Here is a 16,783-nt window from a genome sequence, read left to right on the forward strand (position 1 = left end):
TGACGGACGGCGCGTATCTAGTCCCGCGGCCCGGCGCTTGCAAGCGATTGCGCGGGCATCCCGGGCACGGCCCGGCTCCAGAACCGCCAGTTCAGCAGGACCGCCGCCACGCCCAGGCCGATCACCAGCCCGAACCAGACGCCCACCGCGCCGAACCCCGCGGGGAAGCCCAGCCCCCAGGCCACCGGCAGGCCCAGCCCCCAGTAGGCGACGCCTGCCATGACCATGGGCACGCGGGTGTCCTGCAGACCGCGCAAAAGGCCCAGCGTCACGACCTGCGCGGCATCCACCAGCTGGAAGAGGGCCGCCACCATGAGCAACGCGGCCCCGGTCTGAAGGATTGCAGCGCGGTCCGGATCGTCGCGCGACAGGAACAGGCCCACGAGCCACTCGGGCACGATGACGAAGGCCGCCACCGTGGCGATGACCGCAACGCCCGAGAGTGCCAGCACCGCGACCGCGCCCCGCCGCAGGCCCAGCCCGTCGCGCCGCCCGCGCGCCTGCCCCGCGCGCACCGTCGCCACGTTGGCGAGACCGAGGTGCACCATGAAGGTCAGCGCCGAGATCTGCAGCGCGATCCCGTGGGCGGCCAGCGGCACGGTGCCGATCCAGCCGATCAGGATCGCCGTCGCGGCAAAGAGCCCGACCTCCGCCAGCGTCGTGAACCCGATGGGCCAGCCAAGGGCGAAAACCTCGCGCAGCATCTCGGTGTCGGGCCGCCAGAAGCGCTGCCAGAGCGGGTATTGCGGCAGGCGCAGCCGGGCATAGGCCACCACCCCCGCGAGCGCCACGCCATGCGACAGCAGCGAGCCCAGGGCGGCGCCCTGCAGGCCCAACTCGGGCAGGCCCCAGTGGCCGAAGATCAGCCCGTAGTTGGCGAACCCGTTGACCACCGCCGAGGCCACTGTGATCCAGAAGACGACACGGGTGTGCTCGAGCGCGGCGAGGAAGCTCTTCAGCACCATGACGCCAAGCGCGGGCAGCAGGCCCCAGCCGGCGATCCGCAGGTAGACCTGCGCGTCCTGCGCGACCTGAGGCGTCTGCCCCAGCGCCCGCAGCAGCGGGGCCGAAGCCCACATTGCCGGCATGGTCAGCGCGAAGAACCCGATCGAGAGCCACAGCCCCATGCGCGTGGCGCGGCGGATCTGCCGCTCGTCGCCCTCGGCGTCATACTGCGCCACCATGGGCATCACCGCCCAGGCGAAGCCCGAACCGAAGAGGAAGAGCGTCGAGAAAAGCGTCATGGCCAGCGTCAGCGCCGCCAGTTCCGGCACGCCGTAGCGGCCCATCATGATGGTGTCGGTGAGCCCGATCGCCATCTGCGCCACATGCCCGCCGACCAGCGGCAGGCCCAGCACGAGGATGCGTCTTGCGTGGGCGGGATATGTGAGGGGCTGCGACATCCCGCCGCATCTAGTCCTGCCCCGCGACCGGGGCAAGGGCCGACCGCGCATGGCGACCCTGCGTCAGAGCCATGGCCAGAGAAGCTGCGCCGCGAGCAGGGCCACGACGCCGCCGGCCAGCATCTCGATCATGGCCATGGCGCGGGCCGTGCCCGGCCCGCCGGCCAGCCGCGACAGCGCACCCTCGCGCAGCGTGACCGAGGCCAGCGCCACCACGACGGTCACCGAGGCCGTGCCAAGCCCCATCGCGAAGGCGCCGAGAATGCCCGCGAAATCGGGCCCCATGCGCCAGGTCAGGATCAGCAGGAACAACGCGCCGGTGCAAGGCCGCAGCGCCACCGCGCCCACAAGCGCCAGGGCCTCACGGAACGACTGTACCCTTGCCGCCTGTTCCGGCGTCGGGCCATGGGCATGGCCGCAATGCGCACAGACACCGTCGTCGTGGTCATGGTCGTGATCGTGACCCGCCACGACCCGCCGCCTGCGCCACAGCTTGCGGGCGCCCCGCAACACGAGCCAGAACCCGATGAGCGCGATCGCGGCGTAGCTTGCCGGCGCGAAGAGCCGCTCGGCGGCCTCGGTCATGCGCTCGCGGCCCCAACCCAGGATCATGACCCCGGCGTAGACCAGCAGCACCGCCGTTGCAGCCTGCGCGAGGCTCGAGACCAGCGCCAGCATCGAGAGCCGAACCAGCGGCACGCGCCGGGCCACCCCGTAGCCGCCGATCAGGAGCTTGCCGTGCCCCGGCCCGGCGGCGTGGAAGAAACCGTAGGCGAAACAGACCGATAGAAGCGCGAGCAGCGCGCAGGGCTCTCCCGCGCGGAGAGCGCGCAGCCCGCCGGCCATCGCCGTTTGCGCCGCGCGCTGGCCATCGGCCGCGACCCGGGCAACCTCGGCCGCCCCGCCGAAGCCCCAGAGCCAGAGCGCCGCGCCCGCGACCCCAAGCGCGGCGATCAGGAGGAACGGTCGCACGAGATCCGGATGCGTTCGGCGTAGTGGATGCCCACTTCCAGCACCTCGAACTGGTCCTCTGGCACGGTCTCAAGCGCGCGCTCGACCTGTTCGGCCGCCGCGTCCGGGTCGGGCGCCTCGATCTCGGCGCGGCAGGGCTCGGGCAGGTGCACGCCCCCGCTGACCTCGTAGGCCGTGTAGTAGGTCGGATCGTACTGCAGCACCCTCAGCCCGTCAGCCGGCGCGGCCTCGACCGCGCGGCGGTGGGTGGCGGTGATGCGCCCCTCGTCCACGGAGAGGCCAACCGAGGTCGGCGGCCCCAGCTCGAGCTTGCGATCACCTGCGTAGACGTAGAGATCACCCTCGAACCCCTCGTACCAGTTGTCCAGATCGAAGCCGCGGAGCGTTTCGAGTTCGTCATCGGTCAGGACCCCGTCGCCGTCAGCATCGAGCCCCATGTCCTCGAGGATCAGCAGCGTGAAGAAATCGTCGTAGCGCCAGGTGACCTCGACCGCGACGACTTCCTGCGCATCATCGACATCGAAGCGCAGCGTGGTGTCCACGAAGACATGCGGATGTGCCAGCGCCGGCCCGGCGATCTGCAACGTGGCGATGAAGAGAGCGATACGGATCATGATCGCCGAGACCCTACCGGCTGTAGTGGACATTTCAAGCTGAGGTCGGGCATGCTGGGCGGCAATACGCCAATTCCTTTCCATTACGACCCTTTGCGATTCCATTTGCCGGAGACGCGTCTTGACCGCGTATCATATTGACCTGAGCGAATTTGCTCCCCGGGCCCGTGCATTCCTTGAAGAACTCGAGGCCCAGAACACCCGCGCGTGGTTCCGCGCGAACAAGGCCCGCTACGACGCCGAACTCAAGCGCCCGGCCGAACGGCTGCTGCACCAGGTCGCGGCGGCGCTCGCGAAGGACGCTGGGCAGCCTGTCCGGTCGAAACTCTTCCGCCCGCATCGCGACGTGCGCTTCAGCGCGGACAAGACGCCCTACCACGCCCACCTGCACGCCGCCTGGTCCGTATCGGACGGCCGTGGCTGGTATTTCGGCCTAGCGCCCGGCTATGCCACCGCGGGCGCCGGGATCATGCGCTTCGACACAGAGCAGATGGCGCACTGGCAAGAGGCGGTGCGCGGCGATACCGGAGCGTCTCTCGAGGGCCTGCTGGCGGAGATGGGCGCACGCCTCGACCCGCCGGCGCCGGATGCCGGGTCTGCGCCGGACGACGAAGCCCATCCCCGGGCCGACCTGCTGAAACGCACCGGCCTCGTGGTCTGGAAGGACGACCTCTTCGAGACGCTCTCCCCCGATCCGACCGCGGCGCTGACCGGGACCTTCGCGCGGATGCAGCCGTTGCAACACTGGCTGGCAAGCAACCTCTGAACGTGCGGCGCAGCATCCCCCGGAGATCGAACGCGCCTCGCTCAGCCCGTGGTGTGACGCGTGCCGGGATGCAACGCGGTGCCCAGGATGTGGTCCGAGCGATGGATCACGTGCCCGGCCCCGCCCACGATGAGCGGATCGCTCGGCCGGGCGATGCGACGGTCCTTGCCGGGGTAGTCCAGCGACGACAGGGCATGGCGCATGCATTCCAGCCGCGCGCGCTTCTTGTCGTCGGATTTGACCACGGTCCAGGGCGCGTCGGCGGTGTCGGTGTAGAAGAACATCGCCTCCTTCGCCTCGGTGTAATCGTCCCACTTGTCGAGGCTCGCCTTGTCGATGGGCGAGAGCTTCCACTGCTTGAGCGGATCGGTCTCCCGGCTCTTGAAGCGGCGCTTCTGCTCCTCGCGAGTGACCGAGAACCAGAACTTGAAGAGCTTGATCCCCGACCGCACGAGCATCCGCTCGAGCTCGGGCGTCTGGCGCATGAACTCGAGGTAGTCGTTGGGCTCGCAGAACCCCATGACGCGCTCGACCCCGGCCCGGTTGTACCACGAGCGGTCGTAGAGCACGATCTCGCCGGCAGTGGGCAGATGCTCGATGTAGCGCTGGAAGTACCACTGGCCGCGCTCGACATCACTGGGCTTGTTCAGAGCGACAACGCGGGCGTGCCGGGGATTCAGGTGCTCGGTAAAGCGCTTGATCGTGCCGCCCTTGCCGGCCGCGTCGCGCCCCTCGAACAGCAGCACGAACTTCTGCTGCGTCTGCTGCACCCAGAGCTGGACCTTCAGCAGCTCGGCCTGCAACTGCGCCTTCTGCCGCTCGTAGCTGCGGCGCGAGAGCTTGGTGTCGTAGGGATATTCGCCCGTCTCGAAGGCGCGCCGGATCTCGTCGGGCGTGGGCGCATGGCGCCGCGCCGGACCGTCGGGCCCGTTCGCGGTCCCGGTGCCTCCGGTCGCGGTGCCTCCGGTCGCGGGGCCAGCTACTGCGGGTGTCGGTTCAAGGGCGGAAGTCGGCGGGTTCGAGGTCATGGCATCCCCTTCTGGGCTGAACGGTACGAGCCTTGGGCGATAAGGCTGACCCGCGCCTTGACACGGGTCAAGGCGCGACGCGCGATCACAGGCCCGACTCGTCCCGCCAGGAATGGCGCGGTGCGAATCCGACCAGCCGCCGCGCCTTTTCGATGCAATAGAAAGTCTCGCGCTCGGACATCTCGCGCCGCACCGGCACGCCCTCGTAGAAGCGCGCGCGCAGCTCCGCGTTGGTCGCACCGACAGAGAGGTCGGGATTGGCAACGTTGAAGACCTCGTAGCCCAGCCCGTCGGTGCGCAGGCAGCACTCGACCATCTGCGCGAGGTCGCGCACGTCGATGTAGGCGAAGATGTTGCGCCGCCGCAGCGCCGGGTCCTCCAGGTAGGCGGGAAAGTCGCGCGCGTATTCGTGCGGCTCGATCACGTTGTTGATGCGCAGGCCGTAGATGTCGCCGCCCGACCGCCGCTGGAAGCCCCGCGCGGCCGCCTCGCCGGCCACCTTGGACATGGCATAGGCGTCTTCGGGCACGGTCGGATGCGCCTCGTCCACCGGCAGGTAATCGGGCTTGCGCTCACCCCGGGCGAAGCAGATGCCGTAGGTCGTCTCCGAACTGGCAAAGATGACCTTGGGAACGCCCAGCGTCACCGCGGCATCGAGCACGTTGAAGGTCGACAGGGTGTTGACCCGCCAGGTCTCGGCATCGGGCCGGACCAGGATGCGCGGGATGGCCGCGAAATGCACCACAGCATCGAAGCCCGGCCGCGCGTCCACCTGGTCCAGCTCGTCGAAGCCCGCAAGCCCCGTCATCGCGCCCCAGACCTGGCCCGCGTCGGTCAGATCGACATTCAGGTCCGTCACGCCCTCCAGCCCCAGCGGCACCAGGTCGGCGTTGACCACCCGGTGTCCCTGCGCCGCGAGATGCCGCACGACGTGCTGACCGGCCTTGCCCGAGCCTCCGGTAAACAGGATGCGCATGATCTCCTCCTCTGCTGCACTGTCGCCCCGAAACCTAGCATGCCGCGCCGGGCGTCCAGAGCCCGCATTGATCCGTTGATTTTCCCCGCCGCTTCCGGCAGATCACGCCGAAGCAGAGGGAAAGGGACAGCATGACTCGCATCGACGCAACGTTCGCCGCGCTGCGCGCCGAAGGCCGCAAGGGCTTCGTCGCCTACGTCATGGCGGGGGACCCGGACTACGAGACCTCGCTCGAGGTCGTGCGCGGCCTGCCCGCCGCCGGCGTCGACGTGATCGAACTTGGCCTGCCCTTCACCGACCCCATGGCCGACGGGCCGACGATCCAGCTTGCCGGCCAGCGCGCGCTCGAGGGCGGCATGACGCTCGAGCGTACCCTGGACCTCGTCCGCGCCTTCAGAGAGGGCGACGACAAGACGCCCATCGTGTTGATGGGCTATTACAACCCGATCTACAATCGCGGCGTGGAGCGCTTCCTCGAGGACGCCAAGGAGGCCGGCATCGACGGCCTCATCATCGTCGACCTGCCGCCCGAGGAAGACGAGGAGCTCTGCCTGCCGGCCCAGGCCGCCGGGCTGAACTTCATCCGCCTCGCGACGCCCACCACCGACGACAAGCGCCTGCCCAAGGTGATGCAGAACACGTCCGGCTTTGTCTACTACGTCTCGATCACCGGCATCACCGGCTCGGCCGAGGCGCAGGCCGCCGACGTCGGCCCCGAAGTCGCGCGCATCAAGGCGGTAACCGACCTGCCGGTGATCGTGGGCTTCGGCATCCGCACGCCCGACGCCTCGGAAAGCATCGCCTCGGTCGCCGACGGCTGCGTCGTGGGCTCGGCCATCGTCAGCGAACTCGCCTCCGGCAAGCCGGTCTCCGAGGTCCTGTCCCTTCGTCAAGTCGCTGGCGGACGGCGCCCACCGCGCCTGACCCCCACCCAGGCAAAAGGGGCGCCGGCCCTCCGGCCCGCGCCCCCTGCTTCTTCTTGTTCCCAAATACGCAACCGGCCCGCCGTCACGGCATCGATCGCCGGCAGGACGGCGCCTGCCGGTAGTGGCCGGTCACTCGGCCGCACGCACCGCCGGGTCCTCGAGCCCCGCGCCCTCGTCGAGCCCCAGCATGATATTGAGGTTCTGAACCGCGGCCCCCGAGGCGCCCTTCCCGAGATTGTCGAGCACCGCCACCAGCGTCACGGCCCCGCTCTCGGGGTTGCCGTGCACCGACAGCTCCAGCCGGTTCGTCCCGTTGAGCGCCTGCGGCATCACCCGGGGCGCGTGCCGCTCGGCCGGCACCACCGATACGAAGCGCTGGCCGTCGTAGGCCGCGCGCAGCAGCGCCTCCGCCTCGGCCATGCCCTCGCTCCCGAGCCCGGGAAACTGCACCGCCACCGCCATGCCCTGCGCGTAGTGCCCCACCGCCGGCACGAAACCCGGCGCAGCGCTCAGCAGACCGTGGCGGGTGATCTCGGGCAGGTGCTTGTGCCCCTGCGCCGCGCCGTAGAGGAAGGCACCGCTGGTCTCGCCGTTCTCGAACTCGGCGATCATCGCCTTGCCGCCGCCGGTATAGCCGGAGACGCCCGAGATCGCCGGCCGCGCGTCCGCCTCGATCAGCCCGCCGGCAACCAGAGGCCGGATCAGCGCGATCGCGCAGGTCGACCAGCAGCCCGGGTTCGCCACGTGGCGCGCGGCGGCGATGGCCGCATGCTGGCCCTCGGCCATTTCCGGAAAGCCGAAGACCCAGTCCGGATCGACCCGGTGCGCCGTCGAGGCGTCGATGATCCGCGTGCCATGCCGCTCGGCCAGCGCCACGGTCTCGCGGGCGGCATCGTCGGGCAGGCACAGGATGGCGACCTCTGCCTCGGCCAGCGCCTCGGAGCGCGCGGCGGGGTCCTTGCGCCGCTCCGGGTCCACGGCGACCAGCGCGATGTCGTCGCGGCGCGCGAGGCGCTCGCGGATCTGCAGACCCGTCGTGCCGGCTTCGCCGTCGATGAACACCTTTTTTCGCCATGTCGCGTCTCCTTCGCTTCTGGCGCCGCACATAGCAGAGCCCGCCGCGAAAGGAAACGTTCCCGCGAAGCCGCACTGCGCGCATCCGCGCGATTGCGAAATGCCCGCGGAGGCGGTAAGAAAACCTGACCAGTCCGGCCTGAGAGGGAGCCAGCCATGCCCGTCATCACCGAAATCGAGGACCTGCGCCGCAAGTACAAGTGGCGCGTGCCCAAGATGTTCTACGACTACTGCGAGTCGGGCAGCTGGACCGAACAGACGTTCCGGGAGAACACCGCCGATTTCAAGGATATCCACCTGCGCCAGCGCGTGGCCATCGACATGACCGGCCGCAGCACCAAGACGCAGATGATCGGCCAGGACGTGGCCATGCCGGTGGCGCTCGCCCCGGTGGGGTCGACGGGCATGCAGCACGCCGACGGCGAGATCAAGGCGGCCAAGGCGGCCGAGAAGTTCGGCGTGCCCTACTGCCTCTCGACCATGTCGATCTGCTCGATCGAGGACGTGGCCGCGAACACCGAGAAGCCCTTCTGGCTGCAGGTCTACACGCTGACCGACGACGACTTCATGCAGCGTCTCTTCGACCGCGCGAAGGAGGCCAAGTGCTCGGCCGCGGTCATCACCGTCGACCTGCAGCTGCTGGGCCAGCGCCACAAGGACCTCAAGAACGGCCTCTCCGCCCCGCCGAAGCTCACGCCCAAGACCCTGGCCGACATGGCCTGGCGCGTGCCGTGGGGTCTGGAGATGCTGCAGACCAAGCGGCGCTTCTTCGGCAACATCGTGGGCCACGCCAAGGGCGTCGGCGACGCGGCGAGCCTGATGGACTGGACCCACAACAACTTCGACCAGGCGCTGAACTGGGACCGCATCCGCGAGTTCCGAAAGATGTGGGACGGCCCGCTCATCATCAAGGGCATCATCGACCCGCGCGACGCGCTCGAGGCCTGCAACGTCGGCGCCGACGCCATCGTCGTGTCGAACCACGGCGGCCGCCAGCTCGACGGCGCGCTCAGCTCGATCCGCGCGCTCGGACCGATCATGGACGCGGTGGGCGACAAGATCGAGGTTCACCTCGACAGCGGAATCCGCTCGGGCCAGGACGTGCTCAAGGCCGTGGCCATGGGCGCCAAGGGCTGCTGGATCGGCCGCGCCTACGTCTACGGCCTCGGCGCCATGGGCGAACAGGGCGTGACCAAGGCGCTCGAGGTGATCCACAAGGAGCTGGACATGTCCATGGCGCTCTGCGGGCACACCGACATCAACACGGTCGACCGCGACATCCTCATGGTGCCCAAGGGCTTCTCGGGCGACTGGGAGTGAGCGCCGGTCCGGGCCCCCGGGCCCGGGCCGAATCGCTCCACGTGGCGCGTTTGTAGGCGCCAACGGGCGTTGGCCCCATGCCGCCCGCGCCTTTGGCGCGGCACATGCTCTGGGACAGCGCCCCTGCGGATCAGGGGGCCTGCCCCGAGTCTCGCCTCGGAAGATAAATGCAGGACAGACCTTTCCCCTCCCCCTCTGAAGGGGGAGGGTCAGGGAGGGGGACGGGCAAGGGACCGAAACCCGCCCCCCGCACCTCAGTCCGGCAGCGCGCCCGGCCAGAGCCGCAACGCCTCCGCCGCGGTGTAGCGCCCGAGCCGCACGTCCTCGGCCACCGATGCCGGATCGCGCTCGGAGGGCGGACCGTAGCCGCCCCCGCCCGGCGTGCGCACCCGCACGCGGTCGCCGGCCGCCAGCGGGATGTCCTGCGCCTTGGACAGATGCTCGGGCACCACCGTCGCGCCGCCGTGCGTGACCTCGACACGGTTCACGCCCCCGTCGCCGCCGCCAAGCGCGCCCTGCGGACCGAAACGTCCGTGATCCATCACGAAACTCGCGCGCGCCGTGCCCTTCAGCAGCTCGACCTCGTAGTCGAGCCCGAAGCCGCCCCGGTGCCGTCCCGCACCGCCCGAGCCCTCGTGCAGCGCGTACCGATGATAGAGAACGGGAAAGGCCTGCTCCATGATCTCGACCGGTGGCGCCTTGGAGATGCCGATGGTCGAACAGCCGTTCGAGATCCCGTCGCCCCCGGCCCAGCCGCCGTAGCCGCCGCCCGAGATCTGGTACATCACGTAGGACCGCCCCTCCTCGGGCACCTCTCCGCCCAGCGCGAAGTTGCCGGACGACCCGGCCGGTGCCGCGGTCACGCGGTCGGGCAACGCCTCGACCAGCGCGGCGAAGACCGCCTCGGCGATGCGCTGGCTCACCTCCGCCGCGCAGCCGGAGACCGGCCGCGGGTACTGCGCATCGAGAAAGGTTCCCTCCGGCCGCACGATCTCGAGCGGCTCGAAGGCCCCCGCACTGATCGGCACGTCGGGGAAAATGTGCCGCATGGCCAGGTAGACCGAGGAATGCGTCGTCGCGAGCACCGAGTTCATCGGCCCCGCGCAGGGCGGCGAGGAGCCTGCAAAATCGAAACTCAGGCGCTCACCGTCCGCGGTGATCGCCAGCCGGATCTCGAGCGGCTCGTTCACCACCCCGTCGCTGTCGATATAGGCGGTCGAGCGATAGACCCCCGGCGGGATCGCCCCCACGTAGGCCCGCATCTGTTGCGCCGCACGATCGCGCAACTCGCCAATGGCCTCGCGCACCGTTTCGTCGCCGTAGCGGTCCAGCAGCCGCTCGAGCCGCGCCTGGCCCACGTAGAGCGCCGCCGCCTGCGCCTTGACGTCGCCGATGCGCTGATCGGCCACGCGGATGTTGGAGCAGATGATGCCGTAGATCTCCGGATCGAGGACGCCTTCCTTGAAGAGCCGCACCGGCGGCAGCCGAAGCCCTTCCTGCTCGACCGCCGTCGCGCTGGCCGAGAACCCGCCGGGCACCGCGCCACCGGTATCGGGCCAGTGGCCGGTGTTGCTGAGCCAGCAGAAGATCTTGCCATTTCGCCAGACAGGCATGGCAAAGCGCACGTCCATGAGGTGCGTGCCCCCGAGGTAGGGATCGTTGACGATGTAGATGTCGCCCGGCTTCGGCGCCGCCGCCTTCCCTTCGCGGATCATCTCGATCAGCGTGGCGGTGGAATACTGCATCGTCCCCACGAAGACCGGCAGCCCTTGTGAGCCCTGCGCGATCAGGCTGCCGTCCACCGCGGAGTAGATCCCGTCCGAGCGGTCGTTGGCCTCGGCGATCACCGGCGAAAAGGCCGCGCGCGAGAACGAAAGGTCCATCTCGTCGCAGACCTGCTGCAGACCCGACTGGATGACGGTGAGGGTAATCGGATCGAGCGTCATGAACATGCTCCGGCGGCGGCAAGGAACAGCGGGCGGCGGTTTGCGTATTTTGGGAAAGATGAAGGTTGCTCGCCGCAGGCTCCTTCATCTTTCTCCAAATACGCAAAAGCGGTCTCGGGGCAGCCCCTCCGGCTGCGGGCGGCGCGCGGCGTCATGTCCCGGCCCCCAACTTCACGATCAGGTTGCCGTCGGCGTCCTGCTCGGCCCGATCTCCGGGCTCCAGCACCAGGGTGCAGTCCATCTGCTCCACGATGGCCGGCCCGCTCAGCGCAGCATCGGCCGGCAGGTGGTCGCGCCAGTAGACCGGCGTATCGGTCCAGCCGTCGAAAAAGACCGGCCGCGTGCCTGTCTGTGCTTCGTCCAGAGTGCACTTGCGGCCCGTAGCGTCGATCAGCGCCGAGAGATCGACCTCGGGGCGACGGCCGATCACCGAGGTGTTCACGTTGACCAGCGAGGCGCGGATCTCGGGCAGCTCGACCTGGAAGCGGCGGAAATAGGCGGCCTCGAAAAGGCTTTGGAGGTCCTCGCGCGAGGGCATGTCCGACGGCAGCGGCACGCGCAGGAGATGGGTCTGGCCGATGAACTGCATGTCGACCGAATGCACCACGCGCTCATCGGCGATCTCGACACGCTCGCGTCCGATGGCGGCGCGGCCCTCGGCCACCTGCTCCGACAGGATGGTCTGAACCTCCTCCATGTCGCAGGCGTCAAGGGAGGTGTTCAGCGTGTGCACATAGTCGTGGCGCAGGTCCGCCACGATGCAGCCGAGCGCGTTGGTGATCCCCGGACGCGCCGGCACCAGCACGCGCGGTACGCCCAGCTCGCGGGCGATGGCGCAGGCGTGCAGCGGCCCGGCGCCGCCGAAGGCGAAGAGCGCGAAGTCGCGCGGGTCCTCGCCCAGAGAGATCGAGACCATGCGCACCGCGTCGGCCATCTTCGCCGTGGCGATGCGCAGCACCGCCGCCGCCGCGTCCTCGGCATCGAGTCCCAGTGGCGCGCCGAGTGTGTCGGCGAAAACCTCGCGGATCGTCTCCATCGAGACGCCGCCTGCACCGGTGTTGAGACGCCCAGGGTTCATCCGCCCCAGCAGCATGTTGGCGTCCGAGATCGTCGGATCGGTGCCGCCCTTGCCGTAACAGATCGGCCCGGGCGTAGCGCCCGCGCTGTCGGGGCCCACCTGCAGCAGACCCGCCGCATCCACCCGCGCGATGGACCCGCCGCCGGCGCCCACGGTGCGCACGTCGACCATGGGCACGTGGATGGGCATGGCGTATTCGATCTCGATCTCGTGGCTGACCGCCGGGTCCGCACCGCAGATCATGGCCACGTCGGTCGAGGTGCCACCCATGTCGTAGGTCAGCAGGTCCGGGATCCCCGCGCGGCGTCCGGTATAGGCGGCCGCCATGACACCGGAGGCGGGACCGGACATGACTGTCTTGGCGGCCTCCTCGGCGACGATCCGGGCGGAGACCATGCCGCCGTTGCCGTTCATCACCAGCAGGTCGCGGCCGTAGCCGCGCTCGGACAGCCGGTCGGCCAGGCGTTCGACGTAGCGGCGCAACAGCGGCTGCACCGAGGCATTGACCGCCGCCGTCACGCCGCGCTCGAATTCGCGGCTTTCCGACAGAAGCGCGTGGCCCAGGGTGATGTTGCCGTCGGGCCAGACCTCGCGCGCGATCTCGCCCGCGCGCAGCTCGTGCGCGGGGTTGGCGTAGGCGTGCAGGAAGTGGATCACCAGCGCCTCGCAGCCCGCGTCCCGGAGTTGCTCCAGCGCGGCGCGCAGGACCTCCTCGTCGAGCGGGCGATACACCGACCCGTCGGCCAGCATCCGTTCGGGCACTTCCAGCCGCAGGTCCCGCGGGATGAGCGGGCGGAAGTCGCCCGTCATCCCGTAGGCCTGCGGCCGGGTGCGGCGGCCCAGTTCCAGCACGTCGCGGAATCCGTGAGTGGTGACGAGGCCCGTCTTGCAGAGCCGCCGTTCGAGGACCGCGTTCGTGGTGGTCGTGGTGCCGTGCACGATGAGGTCGAGCGCCGCGGCGTCGACCGAAGCCGCATCGAGTGCCGCGAGCACGCCCGTCGCCTGGTTGTCGAGCGTCGTCGGCACCTTGGCGAGCTTCACGGCCCGCGCGCGGCTGTCGTAGTGGACGAGGTCGGTAAAGGTCCCGCCCACGTCGATGCCGGCGAAGCTGCCGGTCAGGTCGTCTGTCATGCGCCCCTCGCAAGGATCGCCGCGCGCACCCGGTCCGGGGTGGCGGGCAGGTCATGGATACGCGCGCCGCAAGCGTCTGCGATGGCGTTCAGGATGGCCGGCGCGGTCGGGATCAGGCAGTGCTCGCCCAGCCCCTTGGCGCCGTAGGGTCCGTGCGCGTCCCCGGTCTCGAGGATCAGGCTCTCGACCTCGGGCACGTCGCCGATGGTGGGAATGAGGTAGTCGTGCAGGTTCTCGGTGCGCCCGGGGAGAAACTCCTCCATCAGCGCGAGGCCGATCCCCTGCGCGACGCCGCCCTCTATCTGGCCCTCGACCAGCAGCGGGTTGATCGCGCGGCCGACGTCGTGCGCGGCGGTAATGCGGTGCAGGTGGACCGTGCCGAGGTCGAGATCGACCTCGAGCTCGCAGATCTGGGCGGCCGTGCCGAAGACGGCATAGGGCACGCCCTGCCCGTTCTCGTCCAGCGCCTGCGTCGGCGGGTCGTAGCTTTCCTGCGCCTCGAGGGCATAGCCCTCCGCGACCTCCAGCGGCACGCGGCGGCGCTCGGAGCCCTCGTGCAGCAGGATCTCGCCCGCGCCCAGCTCGATCCGCGCGTCGGGGCCGACGTTGCCCAGCCGCAGGATCTGCGCGCGCAGAGCCTCGCCGCAGAGCCGCGCGGCATTGCCGGAGATGAAGGTCTGCCTGCTGGCCGAGGTCTTGCCCGCGTCCGGCGTCACGTCGGTGTCGGGACCGACGATCTCTACGGCCCCCAGCGGCACGCCCAGCGCCTCGGCGAAAATCTGGGCGATCACGGTGTTGGCGCCCTGCCCGATGTCCATGGCGCCCTGGTGCAGGCGCAGCGCGCCCTCCGGGGTGATGCCGGCGCGGATCGTCGAGGGGTTGGGAAGCGCGGTGTTGCCGCAGCCGTACCAGCCGCCCGCCACGCCCACGCCGCGCTTGCGGCGCGGGTTGGCGGCGTTGAACGCGGTCGCCTCGTCCAGCGCGCGGGTCCAGGCCGGCGCCAGAGCCTCGTAGCAGTCGACGATGCCCATGCCGCTTTCGAAGACCTGGCCGCAGACCGTGGCATCACCGTTGCGCAGCGCGTTGCGGCGGCGGAATTCCAGCCGGTCGAGGCCCAGCCGCTCGGCCAGAATGTCGAAGAGCTGCTCCTGCGCCACCGCCGACTGCGGCACGCCGAAGCCCCGAAAGGCGCCCGACGGGGCGCAGTTGGTGTGAACCCCGGCGCTCCTGGCCTCGTAATTCGGCACGAGGTAGGGCCCCGAGGCGTGGATCGGCACGCGGGTCGCCACCGTCGGGCCCCAGCTCGCGTATGCGCCTGTGTTGAAGGTGCCGTCGAAGCGCATGCCCGTCAGCCGCCCCTCGGCGTCGGCGCCGATCTCCATGTGGATGCGCGAGGGATGGCGCTTGGTGGTGCTGGCGATGGATTCGGTGCGCGTGTAGGCGATGCGCACCGGCCGGTCGAGCCGCCAGGCCGCCAGCGCGGCGTAGGGCTGCGCCGAGAGGTCGAGCTTGGAGCCGAAGCCTCCGCCGGTCGCCGTCGGCACGATGCGGACCTGTTCGGGGTCCAGCCCCAGCAGTCCGGCGAGTCCCGCGCGGTTCATGTAGGGCGCCTGCGTGCAGCAATGCACCTCGATGCGGTCGCCGGTGCGGCGGGCATAGGCCGCCTCGGGCTCGATGTAGGCATGTTCGATGAAGCCGGTCGAGAAGTCGCCCGCGACGACATGCGCCGCCCCGGCAAGGCCGGCCCCGGCATCGCCGCGCGCCACGCGGCCGCGCGACATGACGTTCCCTGCGCGGTCGGAGTGCATCTGGTCCGCCGTGAGCGCTTCCTCGGGGGTGAGCGCGGCGGGGCGCTCCTCCCATGTCACCGGAAAGGGCGCGGCGGCCGCAAGCGCATCGGGCGTGCCGACGATGCACGCGACGGCCTCGCCCTTGAAACGCGCCTCCTGCTCGGCGAAGAGCGGCTGATCCTCGAAGCCCGGGATCACGCCGAAGACATTGGCGCCGGGCACGTCCGTCGCCGTGAAAACACCATCCAGCCCGTTTGTTTCGCGATAGCTTTCGAGATCGCCGAATGTGAAGCCCGCGCGGTGGTGCGGCGAGCGGATCACCCGCGCCACCAGCGCGTCGGCGGGCGCCACGTCGTCGCCGAAGCGTTCGACGCCCGAGACCTTGGGCCAGCCATCCACCCGCGCCACGGGGGCGCCCACGCCGCCCTCGGCCAGCGGCGCCTCGGTCGAGGCGTCCAGCACCGCGGCAATGATCTTGCGATAGCCCGTGCAGCGGCAGAGCACGCCACCCAGTGCGTCGGAGACCTGCTGCTCGCTCAGCGGCCCGCCCTCGCGGAGCAGCGCCACGGCCGAGACCATCATCCCCGGCGTGCAGATCCCGCATTGCGCTGCCTGGTGGCGCTGGAAGGCCTGTGCCAGCCGCTCGGCCAGCGGGTCGGCCTCGACCAGTCCCGCCTGCGTCTCGACCACGCGGCCCTGTGCGTGCCCGGCTGCGGTGATGCAGGCGCAGACCGGGGCGCCGTCCATCAGCACGGTGCAGGCGCCGCAATCGCCGGCATTGCAGCCGATCTTGACGTCTCGCGCCCCGGCCGCCTCGCGCAGGATCTCCGACAGCCGGGCCGTGGCGGCGCCGGGAACCGAAACCTCGGCCCCGTTGAGCGTGAACCCGATGTGCCCGGGGGGCGCGTCAAGCGACATGATCGACCTCCATGGACCGCGCCAGAGCCCGCGCGACCAGCGTGCGCACCGCGTCCTGCCGGTAGCCGGCGCTGGCGCGTACGTCGTCGATGGGTGTGAGCTCGGCGAAGGGATATTGTGAAACGATCTCCGGCAGGTCGGATGCAGGCCTGCCGCAGAGGGTTGCTTCAAGGTCCTGCAGCCGCCGCGCCACGGGCGTGCAGGCACCGACGGCCACCGCGGCGCGTTCGATGCGCCCGGCGCGGACCTCGGTCACGGCCGCGACCATGGCGATGGAAATGACCAGGTAGGCCCGCGCGCCCAGCTTCAGGAAGGCAGCGCCGCCCTGCGCCTCGGGGACATGCACCGCCGAGACCAGCTCGCCCGGCTGCAGCGCCGTCCTGCGCGGCCCCTTCAGGAAATCCGCCAGCGGCAGGTGCCGTGTGCCCTGCGGCCCGGCAATCTCGACCGTGGCATCGAGCGTCAGCAGCGGCGGGACCCCGTCGGCGGCGGGCGAGGCGTTGCAGAGATTGCCCGCCACGGTGCCTGTATTCTGGATCTGCACCGAGCCCACCTCGCGTGCGGCGGCCTTCAGCCCGTCGAAGACCGGCGGCAGATCGGCCCGCAGCACCTCGGTCCAGGTTGTCGCCGCGCCGATGCGCCAGCGCCCTGCACCCTTCGAGATGCCGCGCAACTCGGGCAGGCCCGAGACATCCACCATGCAGTCCGGCGCCGGCCCGTCGCGCAGCCCGGGATAGACGTCGGTGCCGCCCGCGAGCACCACCGCATCGCTCGCGCCAAGCAGCGAGAGCGCGTCCGGCAGCGATTCGGGGCGATGGAGAGTCATTGGGCACCTGTCGAT

12 protein-coding genes and 1 pseudogene are annotated in these 16,783 nt (G+C 70.1%); 3 read left to right on the plus strand and 10 right to left on the minus strand.

What is annotated here, in order from left to right; translation table 11 throughout:
* Positions 1-17: 17 nt before the first annotated feature.
* The 3 genes from SALMUC_RS17760 to SALMUC_RS17770 form a co-directional block, all read right to left on the minus strand.
* Positions 18-1,403 carry an MATE family efflux transporter gene (locus tag SALMUC_RS17760; RefSeq protein ID WP_020040382.1) on the minus strand — a complete coding sequence of 462 codons (1,386 nt, stop codon included), beginning with the start codon at positions 1,401-1,403 and terminating at the stop codon, positions 18-20.
* 63 nt (positions 1,404-1,466) lie between these two features.
* The gene (locus tag SALMUC_RS17765; protein ID WP_020040381.1) at positions 1,467-2,375 is read right to left on the minus strand and encodes a nickel/cobalt transporter; all 909 of its coding nucleotides are present in this window, start codon (positions 2,373-2,375) and stop codon (positions 1,467-1,469) included.
* The gene (locus SALMUC_RS17770) at positions 2,357-2,989 is read right to left on the minus strand and encodes a DUF1007 family protein (protein WP_020040380.1); all 633 of its coding nucleotides are present in this window, start codon (positions 2,987-2,989) and stop codon (positions 2,357-2,359) included. The genes SALMUC_RS17765 and SALMUC_RS17770 overlap by 19 nt, the downstream gene beginning before the upstream one ends.
* Positions 2,990-3,110: 121 nt before the next feature.
* On the opposite strand from SALMUC_RS17770, the gene SALMUC_RS17775 reads away from it, so the two are divergent.
* A complete protein-coding gene (locus tag SALMUC_RS17775) occupies positions 3,111-3,755 on the plus strand; it encodes a TIGR02453 family protein (protein ID WP_020040379.1) in 645 nt (214 codons plus the stop codon).
* A 41-nt stretch (positions 3,756-3,796) separates the two neighbouring features.
* Here the strand turns inward: SALMUC_RS17775 and ppk2 are convergent, their stop codons facing one another.
* A complete protein-coding gene (ppk2, locus tag SALMUC_RS17780; RefSeq protein ID WP_020040378.1) occupies positions 3,797-4,783 on the minus strand; it encodes a polyphosphate kinase 2 in 987 nt (328 codons plus the stop codon).
* Between the two features lie 85 nt (positions 4,784-4,868).
* Entirely contained in the window at positions 4,869-5,759 is an 891-nt protein-coding gene (locus SALMUC_RS17785) for an NAD-dependent epimerase/dehydratase family protein (protein WP_020040377.1), read from the minus strand.
* A 131-nt stretch (positions 5,760-5,890) separates the two neighbouring features.
* Here SALMUC_RS17785 and trpA point away from each other — a divergent pair.
* A pseudogene (gene trpA, locus SALMUC_RS29085) lies at positions 5,891-6,683 on the plus strand (tryptophan synthase subunit alpha).
* A gap of 131 nt (positions 6,684-6,814) precedes the next feature.
* Here the strand turns inward: trpA and argC are convergent.
* Positions 6,815-7,747 (minus strand): N-acetyl-gamma-glutamyl-phosphate reductase, encoded by a 933-nt coding sequence (argC, locus tag SALMUC_RS17795; protein WP_020040374.1) that lies wholly within the window; start codon positions 7,745-7,747, stop codon positions 6,815-6,817.
* A gap of 168 nt (positions 7,748-7,915) precedes the next feature.
* On the opposite strand from argC, the gene SALMUC_RS17800 reads away from it, so the two are divergent.
* Positions 7,916-9,079, plus strand: coding sequence for an alpha-hydroxy acid oxidase (locus SALMUC_RS17800; protein ID WP_020040373.1), 1,164 nt, complete (start codon positions 7,916-7,918; stop codon positions 9,077-9,079).
* A gap of 254 nt (positions 9,080-9,333) precedes the next feature.
* Here SALMUC_RS17800 and SALMUC_RS17805 read toward each other — a convergent pair whose 3' ends face one another.
* The 4 genes from SALMUC_RS17805 to SALMUC_RS17820 form a co-directional block, all read right to left on the minus strand.
* Positions 9,334-11,025, minus strand: coding sequence for a hydantoinase B/oxoprolinase family protein (locus tag SALMUC_RS17805; RefSeq protein WP_037372247.1), 1,692 nt, complete (start codon positions 11,023-11,025; stop codon positions 9,334-9,336).
* A gap of 151 nt (positions 11,026-11,176) precedes the next feature.
* The gene (locus tag SALMUC_RS17810) at positions 11,177-13,234 is read right to left on the minus strand and encodes a hydantoinase/oxoprolinase family protein (RefSeq protein ID WP_020040371.1); all 2,058 of its coding nucleotides are present in this window, start codon (positions 13,232-13,234) and stop codon (positions 11,177-11,179) included.
* The gene (locus tag SALMUC_RS17815) at positions 13,231-15,942 is read right to left on the minus strand and encodes a molybdopterin-dependent oxidoreductase (protein WP_020040370.1); all 2,712 of its coding nucleotides are present in this window, start codon (positions 15,940-15,942) and stop codon (positions 13,231-13,233) included. The genes SALMUC_RS17810 and SALMUC_RS17815 overlap by 4 nt, the downstream gene beginning before the upstream one ends.
* Entirely contained in the window at positions 15,932-16,768 is an 837-nt protein-coding gene (locus SALMUC_RS17820) for an FAD binding domain-containing protein (protein ID WP_020040369.1), read from the minus strand. Before SALMUC_RS17820 ends, SALMUC_RS17815 begins: the two co-directional genes overlap by 11 nt.
* Positions 16,769-16,783: the final 15 nt, after the last annotated feature.

The organism is Salipiger mucosus DSM 16094 (genome assembly GCF_000442255.1).
GTDB lineage: Bacteria > Pseudomonadota > Alphaproteobacteria > Rhodobacterales > Rhodobacteraceae > Salipiger > Salipiger mucosus.